The organism is Streptomyces sp. NPDC127177 (assembly GCF_042672475.1).
Classification (GTDB): domain Bacteria; phylum Actinomycetota; class Actinomycetes; order Streptomycetales; family Streptomycetaceae; genus Streptomyces.
Genome location: NZ_JBHXUW010000093.1, coordinates 1 through 20,933, shown reverse-complemented (window position 1 = coordinate 20,933; position 20,933 = coordinate 1). Strand labels below are relative to the sequence as shown.

The 20,933-nt window shown below is 72.3% G+C and carries 2 protein-coding genes; both read left to right on the top strand.

Features of this window, described 5'->3' with window-relative positions; all coding sequences use genetic code 11:
* Positions 1-61 precede the first annotated feature (61 nt).
* Positions 62-6,904 carry a type I polyketide synthase gene (locus ACFVJX_RS34485; RefSeq protein WP_384136599.1) on the top strand — a complete coding sequence of 2,281 codons (6,843 nt, stop codon included), beginning with the start codon at positions 62-64 and terminating at the stop codon, positions 6,902-6,904.
* Between the two features lie 89 nt (positions 6,905-6,993).
* Positions 6,994-20,933: SDR family NAD(P)-dependent oxidoreductase (locus ACFVJX_RS34480; protein WP_385746603.1), on the top strand; the 13,940-nt coding region annotated here is incomplete at its 3' end.

Here is a 20,933-nt window from a genome sequence, read left to right as displayed (position 1 = left end):
CTTCGTGCGCGGAGTCGACGTCGACTGGGCCGGTCACTTCGCGGGCACCGGTGCCCGGCAGGTGGATCTGCCGACGTACGCCTTCCAGCACGAGCGTTTCTGGAACATTCCGGCAGTCATCGACCGGGTCGACGCCATCGACCCGCAGGACGCGGAGTTCTGGACAGCCGTCGAACGCGAGGACCTCTCCGCGCTGGCGGCGACGCTGCGGACGGACGAGAACGCGGTCGCGGCCGTGCTGCCCGCCCTCTCCGCCTGGCGCAGGAGCCGCAACGAGCTCTCCGCCATCGACTCCTGGCGCTACCGGATGACCTGGGCACCGGTGGCGAAGGTCCCGCAGAGTTCACTGACCGGAAACTGGCTGGTGGTCAGTGCCGAGGGCACCGACGACAGCGAGACCACCGGTCTGCTGACCGGGGCGGGTGCCGGGGTCACCCGGCTGGTCCTGGACGAGTCGTGCACGGACCGTGCGGCCCTCGCCGAGCGACTGGCCGACGCGGGTGAATGCACCGGAATCATCTCCGTACTCGCCGCCGCCGAGGAGCCCGGCACCCGTCACCCCGGCCTCACCCTCGGTCTCGCCCTGACCGTCTCCCTGGTGCAGGCACTCGGCGACGCCGGAATCGACGCCCCGCTGTGGTTCCTCACCCGGGGCGCGGCCTCCACCGGCCCGGCCGACCCGCTGACCCACCCCGTGCAGGCGCAGGTCGCCGGCGTCGGCTGGACCACGGCACTGGAACACCCGCAGCGCTGGGGCGGGGTCATCGACCTGCCGCAGACGCTCGACCGGCGCGCCGCCGGACGTGTCGTGTCCGCACTCGCGGGCGGGCTCGGCGACGAGGACCAGCTCGCCGTCCGCCCCTCCGGAGTGTTCTCCCGCCGTGTCGTCCGCGCCCCTGCGGCGACGCAGGGCAGTACCCGCAACTGGACACCGCGCGGCACGACTCTCGTCACCGGAGGATCGGGAACACTCGCCCCCGGCCTCGCCCGCTGGCTCGCCGAACGGGGCGCCGGCCATGTGGTGCTCGCCAGCCGCCGTGGCACGGACGCCCCGGGAGCCGCCGAACTCGTCGCCGAACTCACCGAGTCCGGCACCGAGGCCGCCGCCGTCGCCTGCGACGTGACCGACCGCGACGCGGTCGCCGCGCTGATCGCCGACCTCAAGGCGGACGGGCGTACGGTGCGCACCGTCATCCACACCGCCGCGGTCATCGAGCTGTCCACCCTGGACGAGACGACGATGGAGTCGTTCGCCGACGTGGTGCACGCCAAGGTGACCGGCGCCCAGCACCTGGACGAGCTGCTCGACGGCGAGGAACTGGACGACTTCGTTCTCTACTCCTCCACCGCCGGTATGTGGGGGAGCGGCCATCACGCGGCCTACGTCGCGGGCAACGCCTATCTCTCCGCGCTCGCTGTCGACCGGCGGGCCCGCGGACTGCGCACCACCTCCGTGCACTGGGGCAAGTGGCCCGACGACATCGAACGCGAACTGGCGGACCCGCACCACATCCGCCGCAGCGGCCTCGCCTACCTGGACCCCCAGCTCGCCCTGCGGGGGCTCGGCCGGGCCCTCGACGACGACGAGACCGTCATCGGGCTCACGGACATCGACTGGGACACGTACTACCCGGTCTTCACCGCGGGCCGCCCCACGCGACTGTTCGACGAGGTGCCGGAGGTCGCGCGCCAGCTCGCACCGGCCACCGCGCAGCCCGGATCCCGGCCCGCGACGAGCGACCTCGCCGCACGGCTGCAGGGCCTTGAGGGACCCGAGCAGGACCGGCTCCTGCTCACGCTCGTCCGTACCGAGGCGGCCGCCGTACTCGGGCACGACTCCGCCGAGTCCTTCCCCGAACGGCGTGCCTTCCGCGACACGGGCTTCGACTCGGTGACCGCCGTGGACCTGCGCAACCGCGTCGTCGCGGCCACGGGGCTGACGCTGCCCTCCACCATGGTCTTCGACCACCCCAACCCCGTGGCGCTGGCCGCATTCCTCCGGACCGTCGCCCTCGGCGGCGACTCCGCGACCGCGGTGGCCGCCCCCGCAGCGACCGCCGCGCCGGGAGACGACGACCCGATCGCCATCATCGGCATGAGCTGCCGCTACCCCGGCGGCGCGAACTCGCCCGAGGAACTGATCCGGCTCGCCCTGGACGGCGCCGACGCGATCACCGAATTCCCCTCCGACCGCAACTGGGACGCCCAGGGCCTCTACGACCCCGACCCCGACCGGCAGGGCAGGACCTACTCCACCCGTGGCGGCTTCCTGCACGAGGCAGCGGAGTTCGACCCCGCGTTCTTCGGCATCTCGCCGCGCGAGGCCGTGTCGATGGACCCCCAGCAGCGCCTGTTGCTCGAGACCTCCTGGGAGGCCTTCGAGCGCGCCGGAATCGATCTGGAGACACTCCGGGGCACCACCACCGGCACCTTCGTCGGAGCCAGCTACCAGGACTACTCGACGAGCGTGCAGAACGGTGCCGAAGGCTCCGAGGTCCACATGGTCACCGGCACGGCGGCCAGCGTGCTCTCCGGCAGGGTCTCCTACCTCTACGGATTCGAGGGGCCCGCCGTCACCGTCGACACCGCCTGTTCCTCGTCCCTGGTCGCCATGCACCTGGCCTGCCAGTCACTGCGCAGCGGGGAGAGCTCCCTGGCACTGGCCGGCGGCGCGGCCGTCATGGGCACCCCGCACGCCTTCGTCGGCTTCAGCCGACAGCGCGCGCTGGCGCTCGACGGCCGCTGCAAGCCCTTCTCGGACGACGCCGACGGGATGACCCTGGCCGAAGGCGTGGGCATCGTCCTGATGGAGCGTCTCTCGGACGCCACCCGTAACGGTCACCGGGTGCTGGCCGTGGTGCGTGGGTCGGCGATCAACCAGGACGGTGCGTCCAACGGTCTGACCGCGCCCAACGGTCCCTCGCAGGAGCGTGTGGTGCGTCAGGCTCTCGCCAACGCCGGGCTGTCGGGCGGTGACGTGGACGCGGTGGAGGCGCACGGTACGGGCACGCGGCTGGGTGATCCGATCGAGGCGCAGGCCCTGCTGGCCACCTACGGTCAGGGCCGTGAGGCGGGGCGTCCGCTGTGGCTGGGCTCCCTCAAGTCGAACATCGGGCACACCCAGGCCGCCGCCGGCGTCGCGGGCGTCATCAAGATGGTCATGGCCATGAACGAGGGTGTGCTCCCCGGCACCCTCCACACCGGCACCCCCTCCTCGCACGTGGACTGGACGTCCGGAGCGGTGGAGCTCCTCACCGCCACGACCCCCTGGCCCGAAACCGGCAGGCCGAGGCGGGCCGGAGTGTCGTCCTTCGGGATCAGCGGCACCAACGCCCACCTGATCCTGGAACGGGCCGGCGCGGACGCCCGCACCGACCAGGACGAGGCCCCCGGTGACGATCACCTCGTACCGTGGCCGGTCTCGGCCAAGTCCTCCGGCGCCCTGCGCGCACAAGCCGCCCGGCTGCTCACCCTGGCCGAATCGGACGCGGACCTCTCACCCGCTCGGGTGGGCAGGTCACTCGCCACCACCCGGACGGTCTTCGACCACCGCGCGGTCCTGCTCGGCCGCACCCGGGACGACTTCCGGAACTCCCTCGAAGCACTGGCCGCCGGCCGGAGCGCGACCGGCGTCGTGCACGGCGCCGCGGGCGAGGGCTCACGGGGACCCGTGTTCGTCTTCCCGGGCCAGGGCTCCCAGTGGTGGGGCATGGGCCGTGGACTCCTCGCGGAGTCCGAGGTGTTCCGGGAGGCCGTCGACGCGTGCGCCGCTGCCCTGGCCCCGTACACCGACTGGTCGCTGCACGACGTGCTGGCCGGCGAGGGAGACCCCGCGCTGCTCGAACGCGTCGATGTCGTCCAGCCCGCCCTGTTCTCGATGATGGTCGCCCTGACCGCACTCTGGCGCTCCTACGGTGTCGAACCCTCGGCGGTCGTCGGCCACTCGCAGGGTGAGATCGCCGCCGCCCATGTGGCGGGCGCGCTCAGCCTGGAGGACGCCGCCGCCGTCGTGGCCCTGCGCAGCCAGGCGCTGCCCCGGCTCTCCGGCCTCGGCGGGATGATGTCCGTCGCGGCGCCCGTCGACCGGGTGACCGCCCTGCTGGAACCCTGGAGCCATCTGCTCTCCGTCGCCGCCGTGAACGGCCCCTCCTCGGTGGTCGTCTCCGGTGACGCGGCGGCACTTGACGAACTGCTCGCCGCCTGTCGACGGGAGGACGTCCGCGCCCGCAAGGTCGCCGTGGACTACGCCTCGCACGGCACGCACGTCGAGGCCGTACGCGAGGAGCTGTCCCGTGTGCTCGCCCCGGTGCGTTCCGAGACGCCCCGCGTGCCGTTCTACTCGACGGTGACCGGCGCCCGGCTGACCGAGGCGGTGTTCGACGGCGACTACTGGTACACCAACCTGCGCAGGACCGTACGCATGGAGGAGGCGACCCGGGCGCTCCTCGCGGACGGGCACCGTGTCTTCATCGAGATGAGCCCCCACCCCGTGCTGGCCGCCTCCGTCGAGGAGACCCAGGAGACAGTGGAGGAGGCCGTCGCCGAGTCCGCGGTGGTACTCGGCACCCTGCGCCGCGACGAGGGCGGCCTCCGCCGCTTCCTCGTCTCCCTCGCCGAGGCGCACGTCAACGGGACACCGGTGGACTGGAGCACGGCGTTCCCCGCGGGATCCGACGTCGCCGTCGACCTCCCCACGTACGCCTTCCAGCGCCGCGCGTTCTGGCCCGAGCCCCGGTCCGGGGACGCCACGGCCCCGGCGGGCGAGGACGCCGCGTTCTGGGAGCTCGTCGAGAAGGAGGACCTGGAGTCCCTGGCCGACGAACTCGGCGTCGGAGCCGACGAGGCGCGCTCCACGCTCGGTGCCGTACTGCCCACCCTGTCCGCCTGGCGGGCCAAGGCCCGGGAGCGCTCGGCCGTCAACGCCTGGCGCTACCGCGTGGACTGGAGCCGGCTGAGCGAAACGGGCAACGGTGCCCCGGCAGGACGCTGGCTCGCCGTCGTTCCGGCAGAGGGGACCGGCGACCCCTGGGTCCGTGCCGTACTCGCCGCACTCGGACCGGACACCGTCCTGCTGGAGGGCGAGAGCGGCCACGGCGGCACGGACCGCGCCGGTTGGGCCAAGCGCATCGCGGAAGTCCTCGACGAAGGACCGGATTTCACCGGCGTACTGTCCCTGCTGGCCCCCGCCGAGGAACGCCTCCCCGGCCACACCTCGGTCCCCGCGGGGCTGGCACTGACCCTGGCCCTCGTCCAGGCACTGGGCGACGCCGGGCTCCGTGCCCCGCTGTGGTGCGCCACCCGGGGCGCCGTGTCCGTGGGACAGGACGACCGGCTCAGCCGGCCCGTCCAGGGCGCACTGTGGGGGCTCGGCCGAGTGGTCGCACTGGAACACCCCGACCGTTGGGGCGGCCTGATCGATCTGCCCGAAACGCTGGACGAGCGCACCGCCGCCCGGCTCACCGGCGCACTGGCGATGCCCGACGGCGAGGACCAGATCGCGGTCCGCCCGTCCGGGCTCTACGGCCGTCGGCTCACCCACGCCGCCCCGGCGGCAGACCGGTCCGAGCCGCACTGGGAGGGCCGCGGCACGGCCCTCATCACCGGCGGAACCGGTGGGATCGGCGGCCGCGTCGCCCGCTGGATGGTCGAACGCGGCGCCGAACACGTCGTGCTGACCAGCCGCCGCGGCGAGGAAGCCCCCGGAGCGGCCGGGCTCCGCGCCGAACTGGAGGGCCTCGGCGCCCGGGTCACCATCGCCGCCTGTGACGCGGCCGACCGGGAGGCACTGGCCGCGGTGCTCGCGGCCGTCCCCGCCGAACTCCCGCTGTCCAGCGTCTTCCACGCCGCCGGCGTGGCCGACGGCGACGACACCGTGGACGCGCTCACCCTCGACCGGCTGGACGCGCTGATGCGGTCCAAGCTGACGGCCGCACTCCACCTGCACGAACTGACCAGCGACCTCGCCCTGGACGCCTTCGTCCTGTTCTCATCGGGCGCCGCGACCTGGGGCAGCGGCGGTCAGCCCGGCTACGCGGCGGCCAACGCCTACCTCGACGCACTGGCCGAGTACCGCAGGGCGCAGGGCCTCACCGCGACGTCCGTCGCCTGGGGAACCTGGGCCGATGTCGGCATGGCCACGGCCGACGACGTCCACGAACGGCTGCGGCGCCAGGGCGTCATGCCCATGGAACCGGCGCTGGCCATCGCCGCGCTCCAGCGGATGCTGGAGGACGACGAGACGGCGCTCACCGTGACGCTCATGGACTGGGAACGGTTCACCCCGAGCTTCACCGCGACCCGGCCGAGCCCCCTGCTCGCCCGGATCCCGGAGGCGGTGCGGGCCCTGGCAGCCGGGGACGGCGTACCGGCAGCCGAAGACGGTTCCGCCGTCCCGCCGCTCAGGCAGCGCCTCGACACCCTGCCGACCGCGGAACGCGACCGCGCCCTGCTCGAAGCGGTCCGTACGGAAGCCTCCGCGACGCTCGGCCACGACGCGGCGGACGTCATCCCCGCCACCCGGGCCTTCCGGGACGTCGGCTTCGACTCGGTGACGGCCGTCGAACTGCGCAACCGGCTGCGGGCGGCCCTGGGCCTGCCGCTGCCGGCCGCGCTGGTCTTCGACCACCCGACCCCGACGGCCCTCGCACAGCACATCGGCTCACTGATCTTCGGCACCGCCCACGGGCCGGCCGGGGAGACGCGGGACCAGGATCCCGACGCGGAGATCCGTGCGGTGCTCGCCTCCGTTCCTCTCAGCCGGCTCCGCAGGGCGGGACTCCTGGACATGGTCCTCGAACTCGCCACCGCCGACACCGCCGAGGCGGCCTCCGGGGCCGCCGACGCCGATGAATCGCTCGACGACATGGACGCCGAAAGCCTGCTGCGGCTCGCCACTGACATGTAGTGCCCTCCCGGCGGCGTCCGTCCTGCCCCGCCGCACGGACGCCGCCGGTCGCTCGGCACCTGCACACTGAATGAGATCTGGAGAGTCCGATGAGCACGTCCCCCAACAAGTACGTCGAGGCGCTGCGGTCGTCGCTGAAGGAGATCGAGCGGCTCCGCCAGCAGAACCAGCAACTGGTGGCGGCGGCCGAGGAACCCATCGCCGTCGTCGGCATCGGATGCCGCTACCCGGGCGGGGTGACCTCTCCGGAGGACCTGTGGGACCTGGTGACCGACGGCCGCGACGTCATGGGCGGCTTCCCCGCGGACCGCGGCTGGGACCTGGAGCGCCTGGCGGGTGACGGCGCCGGCCGCAGCCTCGCCCAGGAGGGGGCCTTCCTCTACGACATGGCGGACTTCGACCCCGCGTTCTTCGGCATCTCGCCGCGCGAGGCCGTTGCCATGGACCCGCAGCAGCGGCTGCTCCTGGAAGTGGCCTGGGAGGCGCTGGAGCGGGCCGGGATCGACCCGGCCACCCTGCGCGGCAGCCGGGCCGGTGTGTTCGTCGGCACGGCGGGACAGGACTACGCCTCGGTCATCAAGGCATCCGACGAGGACGCCGAGCAGTTCTCCACCACTGGACACGCGGCGAGCGTCATCTCCGGCAGGCTCTCCTACACCCTCGGCGCCGAAGGGCCCGCCGTCACCGTCGACACGGCGTGCTCCTCCTCGCTGGTGGCCCTGCACTGGGCGGCGCAGTCCCTGCGCAACGGCGAATGCAGCATGGCCCTGGCGGGCGGCGCATCCGTGATGGCGACCCCCGGGCCCTTCGTCTCCTTCACGGCCCAGAGCGGAATGGCCGCCGACGGCCGCTGCAAGTCGTTCTCCGAGGACGCCGACGGCACCGGCTGGGGAGAGGGCGCCGCCGTCCTCGTGCTGGAACGGCTCTCCGACGCCCAGCGAGCCGGCCACCCCGTCCTGGCCGTGCTCCGCGGCAGCGCGATCAACCAGGACGGCGCCTCCAACGGCCTCTCCGCCCCGCACGGACCCTCGCAGCGGCGCGTCATCCGCGCGGCCCTGGAGAACGCCCGACTGACCCCGGCGGATGTGGACGTCGTCGAGGCACATGGCACGGGCACGACCCTCGGTGACCCCATCGAGGCGCAGGCCCTGCTCGCCACCTACGGCCAGGACCGCGAACACCCGCTGCGCCTGGGCTCCGTCAAGTCGAACATCGGGCACACGATGGCCGCTTCGGGGGCCGCCGGTGTGATCAAGATGATCATGGCGGTGCGGCACGGGCAGATGCCGCGCAGCCTGCACGTGGGAGAGCCCTCCCTCGACGTGGACTGGACGAGCGGGGCGGTCGAACTCCTCGGCGAGCCGGCGGCCTGGCCCGAGACCGGCCGCGCCAGGCGCGCCGCCGTCTCGTCCTTCGGCGTCAGCGGCACCAACGCCCACGTCATCATCGAACAGGCTCCCGCCGACACCGCGAGCGTCCCCGACGAGGACACGGACACCACGCCGCCCGCAGTCATCCCCTGGGTGCTCTCCGGCCGGTCCGCCGCCGCGCTCGCCGGACAGCGCGACCGCCTGCTCGCACACATCGGCCGCAACCCCGGGCTGCGGCCGGTCGACATCGGGCACTCCCTCGCCGCCGGCCGCTCCGCCTTCGAGTACCGCAGCGTTCTGCTCGCCGACCCCAGCGGCACCACCGCCCCCGAGGACATCCCGGAGATCGCCGCCGGAGTGGCCGACGAGGGCCTGCTCGCCGTCCTCTTCTCCGGCCAGGGCTCCCAGCGCCTCGGCATGGGACGCGAACTCCACGCCCGGTTCCCGGTGTTCGCCGCCGCCTTCGACGCCACCGCCGACGCACTCGCCCCGCACACCGGGCGACCGCTGCGCGACATCGTCTGGGGCAGCGACCCCGAGCCGCTCGACGAGACCCGCTGGACGCAGCCCGCGCTCTTCGCCGTCGAGGTCGCCCTCTACCGCCTCGTCGAATCCCTCGGCGTCACCCCCGACTTCGTCGGCGGCCACTCCATCGGGGAGATAGCCGCCGCCCATGTGGCAGGGGTTCTCTCACTGGAGGACGCCTGCCGCCTCGTCGCGGCCCGTGCCTCCCTGATGGCCGCCCTGCCCACCGGCGGCGTCATGGCCGCCGTACAGGCGACCGAGGACGAGGTCACCCCCCTGCTCAATGGGCGGGTGTCCGTCGCCGCGGTCAACGGCCCCCGTTCCGTGGTGATCTCGGGCGACGAGAGTGCCGTACAGGACATCGCCGCCCACTTCGAGGCACAGGAGCGCAGGACCCGCCGGCTGCGCGTCTCGCACGCGTTCCACTCGCCGCTCATGGAGCCGATGCTGGCGGAGTTCCGCGCCGTCGCGGAAGGCCTCACGTACACCGAGCCCCGCATCCCCGTCGTGTCCAACGTGACCGGCCGGATCGCCGACGTCACGGACCTGTGCTCGGCCGACTACTGGGTACGTCACGTCCGCGAGGCCGTACGGTTCGCCGACGGCGTCGCCACCCTCACCGGACGGGGTGTCACCACCCTCCTGGAGCTCGGCCCGGACGGGGTGCTCTCCGCGATGGCCCAGGACTCCCTGCCGGAACAGGTCGTGGCGGTCCCGCTGCTGCGCAAGGACCGTCCGGAGGAACTCGCCGCCGTCACGGCCCTCGCGCACGTCCACGTCCGCGGTGCCACCGTGCGCTGGGCCGGCCTCTACGAGGGTTCCGGAGCCCGGCGCGTCGACCTGCCGACCTACGCCTTCCAGCGCAGGCGCTACTGGCCGGCCGCGGGCACCGACACGGCCGGCGACATCCGCGCGGCGGGGCTCGGCTCCGCCGGGCACCCCCTGCTCGGCGCCGCGGTCGAACTCGCCGACGGCGAAGGCGCCCTGTTCACCAGCAGGCTGTCCGTCCGGTCCCACCCCTGGCTCGCCGACCACGGCGTGCAGGGCCGTGCGCTGCTGCCCGGGACGGCCTTCGTCGAGCTGGCGATCCGCGCCGGTGACGAGGTCGACTGCGGCCGCGTCGAGGAACTGGCTCTCGCCGCGCCCCTCGCCTTCCCCGAGGACGGCGCCGTACAGCTCCAGGTGCGTGTCGGAGCCGCCGACGACGCGGGGCGCCGCACCCTCGGCATCTACTCGCGCGTCGAGGACGGCTTCGACCTGCCCTGGTCGCAGCACGCCACCGGCATCGTCGCCCCCGGCCAGGCAACCGGGGAGACCGGCTTCGACGCCACCGTCTGGCCGCCCGCTGGAGCGGACCCCGTCGACCTCGACGGATGCTACGAGCGCCTCGCCGAGCTCGGCTTCGACTACGGCCCCGCCTTCCGCGGGCTGCGCGCCGCCTGGCGACGCGGCGACGAGGTGTACGCGGACGTCGTCCTCCCCGACGACTGCGGCACCGACGCGAGCGCCTTCGGCCTGCACCCCGCACTGCTCGACGCCGCCCAGCACGCCGCCGCCTTCACCGACCTCGGCGCGATCAGCCGCGGCGGACTGCCCTTCGCCTGGGAAGGCGTCTCACTGACGGCCTCCGGCGCCACGGCGGTACGCGCACGGCTCGCCCCCGCAGGGGACGACACCGTCTCCATCGAGGTGTACGACACGGCCGGCGGCACGGTCCTGACCGTCGACTCCCTCGTCTCCCGCTCCGTCCCCGTCGCCGGTCCCGGGGAGCCCGGCGTCGTCCACCGCGACTCGCTGTTCCGGACGGCCTGGACCCCGGTACAGAACACCGCCGCGGACGGGCCCGACGCCGTGGCGGTGATCGGCGCCGACCCGCTCGGCACGGCCCAAGCCCTGCGCGCCGCGGGCCTCCCCGTGACCGCCCACCCCGACCTGGCCGCCCTCGCGGCATCGGACGGGCCGGTCCCCGCTGTCGTCCTCGCCACCGTGTCCGGCGCACCCGAAGACGTCCTGGCGGCGACCCACACCCTGGGCGCCGCCGTCCTCGACGACGTACAGCGGTGGCTCGACGAGGACCGCTTCTTCGACGCCCGCCTGGTCTTCGTGACCCAGGGGGCGCTCACCGGCGACGACCTCGCCGCCGCATCGGTCCACGGCCTCGTGAGGACGGCCAGGACCGAGAACCCGGGACGCTTCGGCCTCCTGGACATCGACTCCGGCACGGCCTCACTTCCCCCGCAGGCCGTGCCGGCCCTCGTCCGCTCCGCTCTCGCGGTCGGAGCGGACGAGCCGGACCTCGCGATACGGGACGGTGAACTCCTCGCCGCCCGCCTCACCCGGGTGCCCGCGCCCCAGGAGCGGGCAGCCTGGAACGCCGAGGGCACCGTCCTCATCACCGGAGGCACCGGCGGACTCGGCGGCGTCCTCGCCCGGCACCTGGTCACCGAGCGCGGCGTGCGGCACCTGCTGCTCGTCAGCCGCCGGGGCCCGGCCGCCGAAGGCGCCGAAGCACTCCGCGCCGAACTGACCGAACAGGGCGCCCAGGTGACCGTCGCACCCTGCGATGTCACCGACCGGACCGCACTCGCGGAACTTCTGGCGGCCGTTCCCGCCGCACACCCGCTCACCGCTGTCGTCCACACGGCGGGCATCGTCGACGACGGGGTGATCGGCTCCCTGACGTCCGAGCGCCTGACCGGCGTCCTGCGGCCCAAGGCCGACGCCGCCTGGCACCTCCACGAGCTGACACGCGGCCAGGACCTGACCGCCTTCGTGGTCTTCTCCTCCGTCGCCGCCACCCTCGGCAGCCCCGGACAGGCCAACTACGCCGCCGGCAACGCCTTCCTCGACGCCCTCGCCACGCACCGCAGGAGCCACGGGCTGCCGGCCCACTCCCTGGGCTGGGGTCCCTGGACCCGGAGCGTCGGCATGACCGGCACTCTCACCGACATCGACGTGGAGCGCATCTCCCGCTCGGGAATGCCCCCGCTCTCCGTCGAACAGGGCCTCGCGCTCTTCGACGCCGCCCTCGGCTGCGAGGAGCCGGCCCTCGCCCCGGTCCGGCTCGACCTGCCGGTCCTGCGCGCCCAGGGCGAAATCGCCCCCCTGCTGCGCGGCCTCATCCGCTCACCGGGCCGGCGCGCTGCCGCCGTCCACACCTCGGAGGCGGCGGGCGGTCTCGCCGAGCGGCTCGCCGGACTGAACGCGACCGAACAGCGCGAGACCCTCCTCGACCTCGTACGTGAACAGATCGCCCGCGTTCTGGGCCATGCCGATGCCACGGACGTCGAGTCGTCCCGGCAGTTCCAGGACCTCGGCTTCGACTCGCTGACGGCAGTCGAGCTGCGCAACGGGCTCAACACCGTGACCGGCCTGCGGCTGCCCGCGACCATGGTCTTCGACTACCCGACCCCGAGCGCCCTCGCCGACCACATGCGCGACGAACTGCTCGGCGCGGACCACCGGGCCGCACCCGCCGCCCCGCAGACCGCACCCACGCTCACCGACGACCCCATCGCGATCGTCGGCATGGCCTGCCGCTACCCGGGCGGAGTGACGTCACCGGAAGAGCTCTGGCACCTCGTCACCGAAGGCGTCGACGCCATCACCGGCTTCCCCACCAACCGGGGCTGGGACCTCGACGGACTGTACGACCCCGACCCGGACCAGCCCGGCAGGACGCACGTCCGCGAGGGCGGGTTCCTGCACACGGCAGGCGAGTTCGACCCCGACTTCTTCGGTATGTCCCCGCGCGAGGCGATGGCCACCGACTCCCAGCAGCGACTGCTCCTCGAGCTCTCCTGGGAAGCCGTCGAGCGCGCCGGTATCGCCCCCGCCTCCCTGCGCGGCAGCCGTACCGGAGTCTTCGCCGGCGTCATGTACAACGACTACGGGCCGCTCCTCACGGGCGAGGAGTACGAGGCGTTCCGGGGCAACGGAAGCGCACCGAGCGTCGCGTCGGGCCGCGTCTCCTACACGCTGGGGCTCGAAGGCCCCGCCGTGACGGTGGACACCGCGTGCTCCTCCTCGCTGGTCGGCATGCACCTCGCGGCCCAGGCCCTGCGCGGTGGTGAGTGCTCACTGGCGCTGGCCGGCGGTGTCACGGTGATGTCCACACCCAGCACCTTCATCGAGTTCTCCCGCGCCCGCGGCCTGGCCCCCGACGGCCGCTCCAAGGCCTTCTCCGAGTCGGCCGACGGCGTCGGCTGGGCCGAGGGCGCCGGCATGCTCGTGCTGGAACGCCTCTCCGACGCACACCGCAACGGCCACCGGGTGCTGGCCCTGCTGCGCGGCAGCGCGATCAACCAGGACGGCGCGTCGAACGGTCTGACCGCGCCCAACGGTCCCTCGCAGCAGCGTGTCATCCGGCAGGCCCTCGCCGGCGGAGGACTCCGCCCGGACGAGGTCGATGTCGTCGAGGCGCACGGCACCGGCACAACCCTGGGCGATCCGATCGAGGCGCAGGCACTGCTTGCCACCTACGGACGGGACCGGGACCCGGAGCGTCCGCTGCTCCTTGGCTCGGTGAAGTCCAACATCGGGCACACGCAGGCAGCCGCCGGTGTCGCCGGCGTCATCAAGATGGTCATGGCGATGCGCCACGGAGTCGTACCCCGGACGCTCCACGTGAGTGAACCCTCCTCGCACGTCGACTGGTCGGCCGGTGCCGTGGAGCTTCTGACGGAGCCGGCCGCCTGGCCGGAGACGGACCGGGCGCGGCGTGCGGGTGTGTCGTCGTTCGGGATCAGCGGCACGAACGCGCACGTGATCCTGGAGCAGTCGCCCCCTGACGTCCACGGCGGCGTGGCCGCCCGGGGCGCCGAGGTGGAGCCGGGCGTGGTCCCGTGGCTGCTCACCGGTCGGACACCGCGGGCCGTGGCCGACCAGGCGGCGCGCCTGCTGTCACTCGTGGAGACCGAGGCGGGCACGCGGCCGCTGGACATCGGATACTCACTGGCCACTGGTCGCTCCATGTTCGACCACCGTGCGGTGGTGCTGACGGACGGCCCCGACGGGACCCGCCGGGCGCTCACCGCGCTGGCGGCCGGTGAACCCGATGCCGCGGCCGTATCCGGACAGGTGGCGAGCGGAAAGCGCGCCTTCCTGTTCTCGGGTCAGGGTTCGCAGCGGCTGGGTATGGGGCGTGAGCTGTACGGGCGTTTCCCGGTGTTCGCCGATGCGCTGGACTCGGTGGTCGCGCTGTTGGACGTGGGGTTGGGGCGTTCGCTCCGCGACGTGATGTGGGGTGATGACGCCGATCTGTTGAACGAGACGGGGTCGGCTCAGCCGGCGCTGTTCGCGGTCGAGGTGGCGTTGTTCAGGCTGGTCGAGTCGTGGGGCGTGAAGCCCGACTTCGTGGCCGGGCATTCGATCGGTGAGATCGCCGCAGCCCATGTGGCGGGTGTGTTGTCCCTGGAGGACGCCTGCGCCCTGGTGGTGGCGCGTGCGTCGCTGATGCAGGCGCTGCCTGTCGGTGGCGCGATGGTGGCGCTGGAGGCGACGGAGGCCGAGGTCCTGCCGGTGTTGTCCGGTGGAGTGTCGGTTGCCGCGGTGAACGGGCCGTCTTCGGTCGTGGTCTCCGGTGTCGAGGGGGACGTGCTGGAGGTTGCCGCCCGGTTCGAGGCCGAGGGGCGGAAGACGACCCGGTTGCGGGTGTCGCACGCGTTCCATTCGCCGCTGATGGATCCGATGCTGGACGGGTTCCGTGCGGTGGCCGAGGGGCTGGTGTTCTCGGAGCCGGTGATTCCGGTGGTGTCGAACCTGACGGGTGCTGTGGCGTCGGCGGATGAGCTGTGCTCGGCCGAGTACTGGGTTCGGCATGTGCGAGAGGCTGTTCGTTTCGCTGAGGGTGTGCGGGCGCTGGGGGAGCAGGGCGTTTCGCTGTTCCTGGAGTTGGGTCCGGACGGTGTTCTGTCGGCGATGGCCCAGCAGTCGGTGCCGGAGGGGGCGGTCACCGTGCCCGTACTCCGCAAGGACCGCGTCGAGGAAGAGGCCGCACTCAACGCGCTGGCACACCTCCATGTGCGGGGCGTTCCCGTGGACTGGGCCGCTGTTCTCACCGGAACCGGTGCCTCCGGCGTCGACGTACCCACCTACCCCTTCCAGCACCAGTGGATCTGGCCGGCGGGCCCGCAGGCCGGTGCCACCGGTGACGTACGTGCGGTGGGTCTGGGAGCAGCCGAACACCCCCTGCTGGGTGCGTCCGTCGAACTCGCCGAGGGCGAGGGAACGTTGTTCACCGCGCGGCTGTCCGTCCGGTCGCATCCCTGGCTCGCCGATCATGCCGTCATGGGCCGGGTCCTGCTGCCCGGAACCGCTCTCCTGGAACTGGCCTTCCGCGCCGGTGACGAGGTCGGGTGCGACCGGATCGAGGAGCTGACCCTCGCGGCGCCGCTCGTGCTGCCCGAAGGCGGCGCCGTGCAGGTGCAGGTACGCGTCGGAGGCGCGGACGACGCGTCCCGCCGCTCGATCACCGTGCACTCCCGGCCCGAGGGCGCCGATGAACAGCCCTGGACCCCGCACGCCACCGGTGTCCTGACGAACGGGAGCGATGCCGCCTCCGTCAACGATTTCGACGGCACCGTGTGGCCGCCCGCACACGCCGAAGCACTGAACACCGAAGACTGCTACGACCGCTTCGCCGGACTCGGATTCGCCTACGGTCCGGTGTTCCAGGGGCTGCGGGCCGCCTGGCGGCGGGACGACGAGATCTTCGCCGAGGTGACGCTCCCACAGGGCGCTCAGGAAGACGCCGCCGCCTTCGGACTGCACCCCGCACTGCTGGACTCCGCACTGCACGCCTCGCTCCTGGCCGACAACGGCGAGCAGGGCGGCGGGGGACTGCCGTTCTCGTGGGAGGGCGCGTCGCTGCACGCGACGGGTGCCACCACACTGAGGGTGAGGATCGCCCCGGTCGCCGGCCGGAACGCCGTCTCGATCGCCGCCGCCGACACGTCCGGCGCCCCGGTCGCCTCGGTGGACTCCCTTCTCGTACGCGCAGTGACGAGCGAGGAACTGAGCGACGACGCCGCGCTGGCACGGGACGCGTTGTTCGGTCTCGACTGGGTGCCGGTACCGGCCGGCACCGACGTGCCCGAGGCGATCGCGCTGATCGGCACCGACCCGCTCGGGCTCGCCGACGCGCCGGCCGGGACCGGTCCGCGGATCGAGACGTACGCGGACCTGGCGTCCCTGGCAGCCGATGGTTCCCCGGTGCCGGGCACCGTCCTCGTATCGATGGCACGCGCGGCGGGCACGGACGTTGCGGAGTCCGCCCACGCACTGACCGCGGACGCGCTTGCCCTGGCACAGGAGTGGCTGGCCGACGAGCGGTTCGCCGGCTCGCGGCTGGTGTTCGTCACACGCGGTGCGATGACCGCCGCGGACGAGGACGCCGCCGATGTGGCGGCTGCCGCGGTCTGGGGCCTGGTGCGCTCCGCGCAGACGGAGAACCCCGGCTGCTTCGGTCTGGTCGACCTCGGCCTCTCCGACGACTCGTTCGACCACCTCGCGGGGGCGCTCGCCACGGACGAACCCCAGGTGGTCGTCCGCGACGGCGGAATCCGAGCGGGCCGGCTCGCCCGGCTGACTTCCGGCACCGGCCTCGTCCCGCCGGCCCAGGGGCCGTGGCGTCTGGACAGCGAAACGCAGGGAAGCCTGGACGGACTGGCGCTGACGCCCTTCCCCGAGGCTCTGGAACCCCTGACCGGCCACGAGGTCCGCATCGAGGTCCGGGCCGCGGGCGTCAACTTCCGCGACGTCCTGAAGGCGCTCGACATGTACCCCGGTGACGCCGGACGCATGGGACGAGAGGCCGCGGGCGTGGTGACCGAAGTGGGTCCCGAGGTCACGGAACTACAGCCCGGTGACCCGGTCACGGGCCTCGTGTCCGGCGGCTTCGGCTCCGTCGTCGTCGGCGACGCCCGACTGCTCACCCGACTGCCCGAGGGATGGTCGTGGGAGTCTGCTGCGTCGATGCCGCTGGTGTTCCTGACGGCGTATTACGCGTTGGTGGAGTTGGGTGGGTTGCGGCGTGGGGAGAAGGTTTTGATCCATGCCGGTGCGGGTGGTGTGGGGATGGCTGCTGTGCAGGTGGCGCGGTATGTGGGTGCGGAGGTGTTCGCGACGGCGAGTGAGTCGAAGTGGGGTGTGCTGCGGTCGTTGGGTGTGGCGGATGATCACATCGCGTCGTCGCGTTCGACGGATTTCGAGGCTGCGTTTGCGGGTGTTGGGGGTGGCGTGGATGTGGTGCTGAATTCGCTTTCGGGTGAGTTCGTGGATGCGTCTTTGCGGTTGTTGGTTGAGGGTGGTCGGTTCCTGGAGATGGGGAAGACCGATGTTCGTGAGGCGGGGGATCTGCCTGGGGGTGTGGAGTATCGGGCGTTTGATCTGGGGTGGGTGGAGCCCGAGGGTATTCAGCGGATGTTGGTTGAGGTGATGGAGTTGTTCGGGCGGGGGGTGTTGGTGCCGTTGCCTGTGCGGTCGTGGGATGTGCGGCGGGCGCGGGATGCGTTCCGGTTCATGAGTATGGCCAGGCATGTGGGCAAGATCGTGTTGACGATGCCGCGGGTGTGGAGTCCTGGGGGGACGGTTCTGATCACTGGTGGTACGGGTGGTCTGGGTGGTGTGTTGGCGCGTCATCTGGTGGTTGAGGGTGGGGTGCGTCATTTGGTGCTTACGAGTCGGCGTGGGCTTGGTGCGGATGGTGCTGCGGAGTTGGTGGATGAGCTGACGGAGTTGGGTGCGTCGGTGTCGGTGGAGGCGTGTGATGTCGCGGATCGTGCGGCGTTGGCGGGGTTGTTGGGTGGTGTGCCGGCTGATCGTCCGTTGACGGCGGTGATTCATACGGCGGGTGTGCTGGATGACGGGGTTGTTGGTTCGCTGAGTTCGGAGCGGCTGGCGGGGGTGTTGCGGCCGAAGGTCGACGCGGCGTGGAACCTGCACGAACTCACCCAGGACCTCGACCTGGCCGCCTTCGTCCTCTACTCCTCGGTCTCCGGCACCATCGGCGGAGCGGGCCAGGCCAACTACGCGGCGGGCAACACCTTCCTCGACGCACTCGCCGCACACCGCCAGGCCGCCGGCCTCCCGGGGGTCTCGCTCGCCTGGGGAGCCTGGAACCAGGGCGCCGGCATGACCAGCGGCCTCGGCGAGGCCGATCTGCGACGCGCAGCCGAGGCGGGCATGCCCCTGATCTCGGTCGACCAGGGCCTCACCCTCTTCGATTCGGCCCTCGCCACCGGCCTCGCGGCCGTGGCACCCGTCCGCCTCGACCTGTCCGCCCTGCGCGCTCACGGCACAGTCCCCCCGCTGCTGCGCGGACTCGTCCGTACCGCAACCACCCGGCGTACGTCGGCCACGGGAGCCGGCACCGAGGGCGGGCTCGCCGAGCGCCTCGCCCGTCTGGAGCGCACCGAACGCCGCGCCACGCTGCTCACCCTCGTACGGGCACAGGCGGCCCTGGTGCTCGGCCACGCGAGTGGTGACGGGATCGACCCGTCCCGCGCCTTCCGCGACCTCGGCTTCGACTCGCTGACGGCCGTGGAGCTGCGCAACCGGCTGAACACGGCGACCGGACTACGGCTGGCCGCCACGATGGTCTTCGACTACCCGACCGCGGAGACGCTGACCGGCCATCTGCTGGAGGAACTCGTAGGGCCCGACACGGACAACGACCTGGAAACGGGCGCACCGGAACTCACCGGCGCGCTCCTCGACGACGACCCCGTCGTGATCGTGGGGATGAGCTGCCGCTTCCCCGGCGGCATCGGCTCGCCCGAAGACCTGTGGCGCGTGGTCACCGAAGGTGCCGACGTGGTCTCCGACTTCCCGACGAACCGCGGCTGGGACGTCGACGCGCTGTACAACCCCGACCCCGAGCACATGGGGACCTCCTACACGCGCTCTGGCGGATTCCTGCACGACGCGGGGGAGTTCGACCCCGGGTTCTTCGGAATGTCTCCCCGTGAGGCGATGGCGACGGACGCACAGCAGCGGCTGCTGCTCGAAACCTCGTGGGAGGCGATCGAGCGAGCCGGAATCGACCCCGTATCGCTGCGCGACAGCCAGACCGGAGTCTTCGCCGGTGTGATGTACGGCGGCTACAACACCGCCCTGACCGGCAAGGAGTTCGAAGGCTTCCAGGGGCAGGGCAGCGCGCTGAGCGTCGCCTCCGGCCGGGTCTCCTACACCTTCGGGTTCGAGGGACCCGCCGTGACCGTCGACACGGCATGCTCCTCGTCGCTCGTCGCCATGCACCTGGCCGCCCAGGCCCTGCGCAGCGGCGAGTGCTCGCTGGCCCTGGCCGGCGGTGTCACCGTGATGTCGATCCCCGACACCTTCGTGGAGTTCTCCCGTCAGCGCGGTCTGGCCCCCGACGGCCGGTCCAAGCCCTTCTCCGAGTCGGCCGATGGCGTGGGCTGGTCCGAGGGCATCGGCATGCTGGTGCTCGAGCGGCAGTCCGACGCGCTGCGCAACGGTCACGAGATCCTTGCTGTGGTGCGTGGATCGGCGGTCAACCAGGATGGTGCGTCCAACGGTCTGACGGCGCCCAACGGCCCGTCGCAGCAGCGGGTCATCCGCCGGGCACTCGCCAGCGGCGGCCTCTCCACCACCGACGTCGACGCCGTCGAGGCGCACGGCACCGGCACCACACTCGGCGACCCGATCGAGGCGCAGGCGCTGCTTGCCACGTACGGGAAGGACCGGGACCCGGAGCGCCCGCTGCTGCTCGGCTCGGTGAAGTCCAACCTGGGCCACACCCAGGCCGCCGCCGGAGCGGCCGGCGTGATCAAGATGATCATGGCGATGAGGCACGGAGTGCTGCCGGCCACCGTGAACGTGACCCAGCCGTCCTCGCACGTCGACTGGTCGGCGGGTGCGGTGGAACTCCTGACGGAGCCGGCTCTCTGGCCGGAGACGGACCGGGTGCGGCGTGCGGGTGTGTCGTCGTTCGGGATCAGCGGCACGAACGCGCACGTGATCCTGGAACAGCCGGCGCTCGTGATCCAGGGAACGGTGGTCACGGACACCCCCGTCGAAGCGCCGGGCGTGGTGCCGTGGATCCTGTCCGGCAAGACCCCGGAGGCGCTGCGCGGCCAGGCCGCCCGACTCCTCTCCTACATCCAGGCACACCCCGAGCTGCGACCGCTCGATCTGGGATTCTCCCTGGCGACGGGCCGGTCGACCTTCGAGCACCGGGCGGTCGTACCGGTCGGCGAGCCGACCGAGACCGTACGCGCGCTGGCCGCCCTGGCGGTCGGCGAGCCGGACCCCTTCGTGGTGGCGGGAACGGCGACCGGTGGCCGGACAGCGATGCTCTTCTCGGGTCAGGGTTCGCAGCGGTTGGGTATGGGGCGTGAGTTGTACGCACGCTTCCCGGTGTTCGCGGATGCGTTGGATGCTGTCCTCGATTGCCTGGACGGAGGGACGGGACGTTCGCTCCGCGACGTGATGTGGGGTGGTGACGCCGATCTGTTGAACGAGACGGGGTCGGCTCAGCCGGCGCTGTTCGCGGTCGAGGTGGCGTTGTTCCGGTTGGTGGAGTCGTGGGGCGTGAAGCCCGACTTCGTGGCGGGTCATTCGATCGGTGAGATCGCTGCTGCTCATGTGGCGGGTGTGTTCTCGCTGGAGGATGCCTGCGCCCTGGTGGCGGCACGCGCACGGCTCATGCAGGCACTGCCCGAGGGCGGCGCGATGATCGCCGTGCAGGCCACCGAGGACGAGGTGCTTCCCCTGCTCGGCGACCGGGAGGAGCACATAGCGATCGCAGCGGTCAACGGCCACTCCTCCGTGGTCATCTCGGGCCACGAGGACGTGGTCCTGGAGATCTCGGCACGGCTGGAGCAGCAAGGCAGGAAAGCCACCTGGCTGCGGGTGTCGCATGCGTTCCACTCGCCGTTGATGGATCCGATGCTGGATGAGTTCCGTGCGGTGGCCGAGGGGCTTGTGTTCTCGGAGCCGCGGGTTCCGGTGGTGTCGAACCTGACGGGTGCTGTGGCGTCGGCGGATGAGCTGTGTTCGGCGGAGTACTGGGTGCGGCATGTCCGCGAGGCCGTTCGTTTCGCCGACGGTGTGAGGACGTTGGCCGAGCACGGTGTGACGACGTTCCTGGAACTCGGTCCCGACGGTGTTCT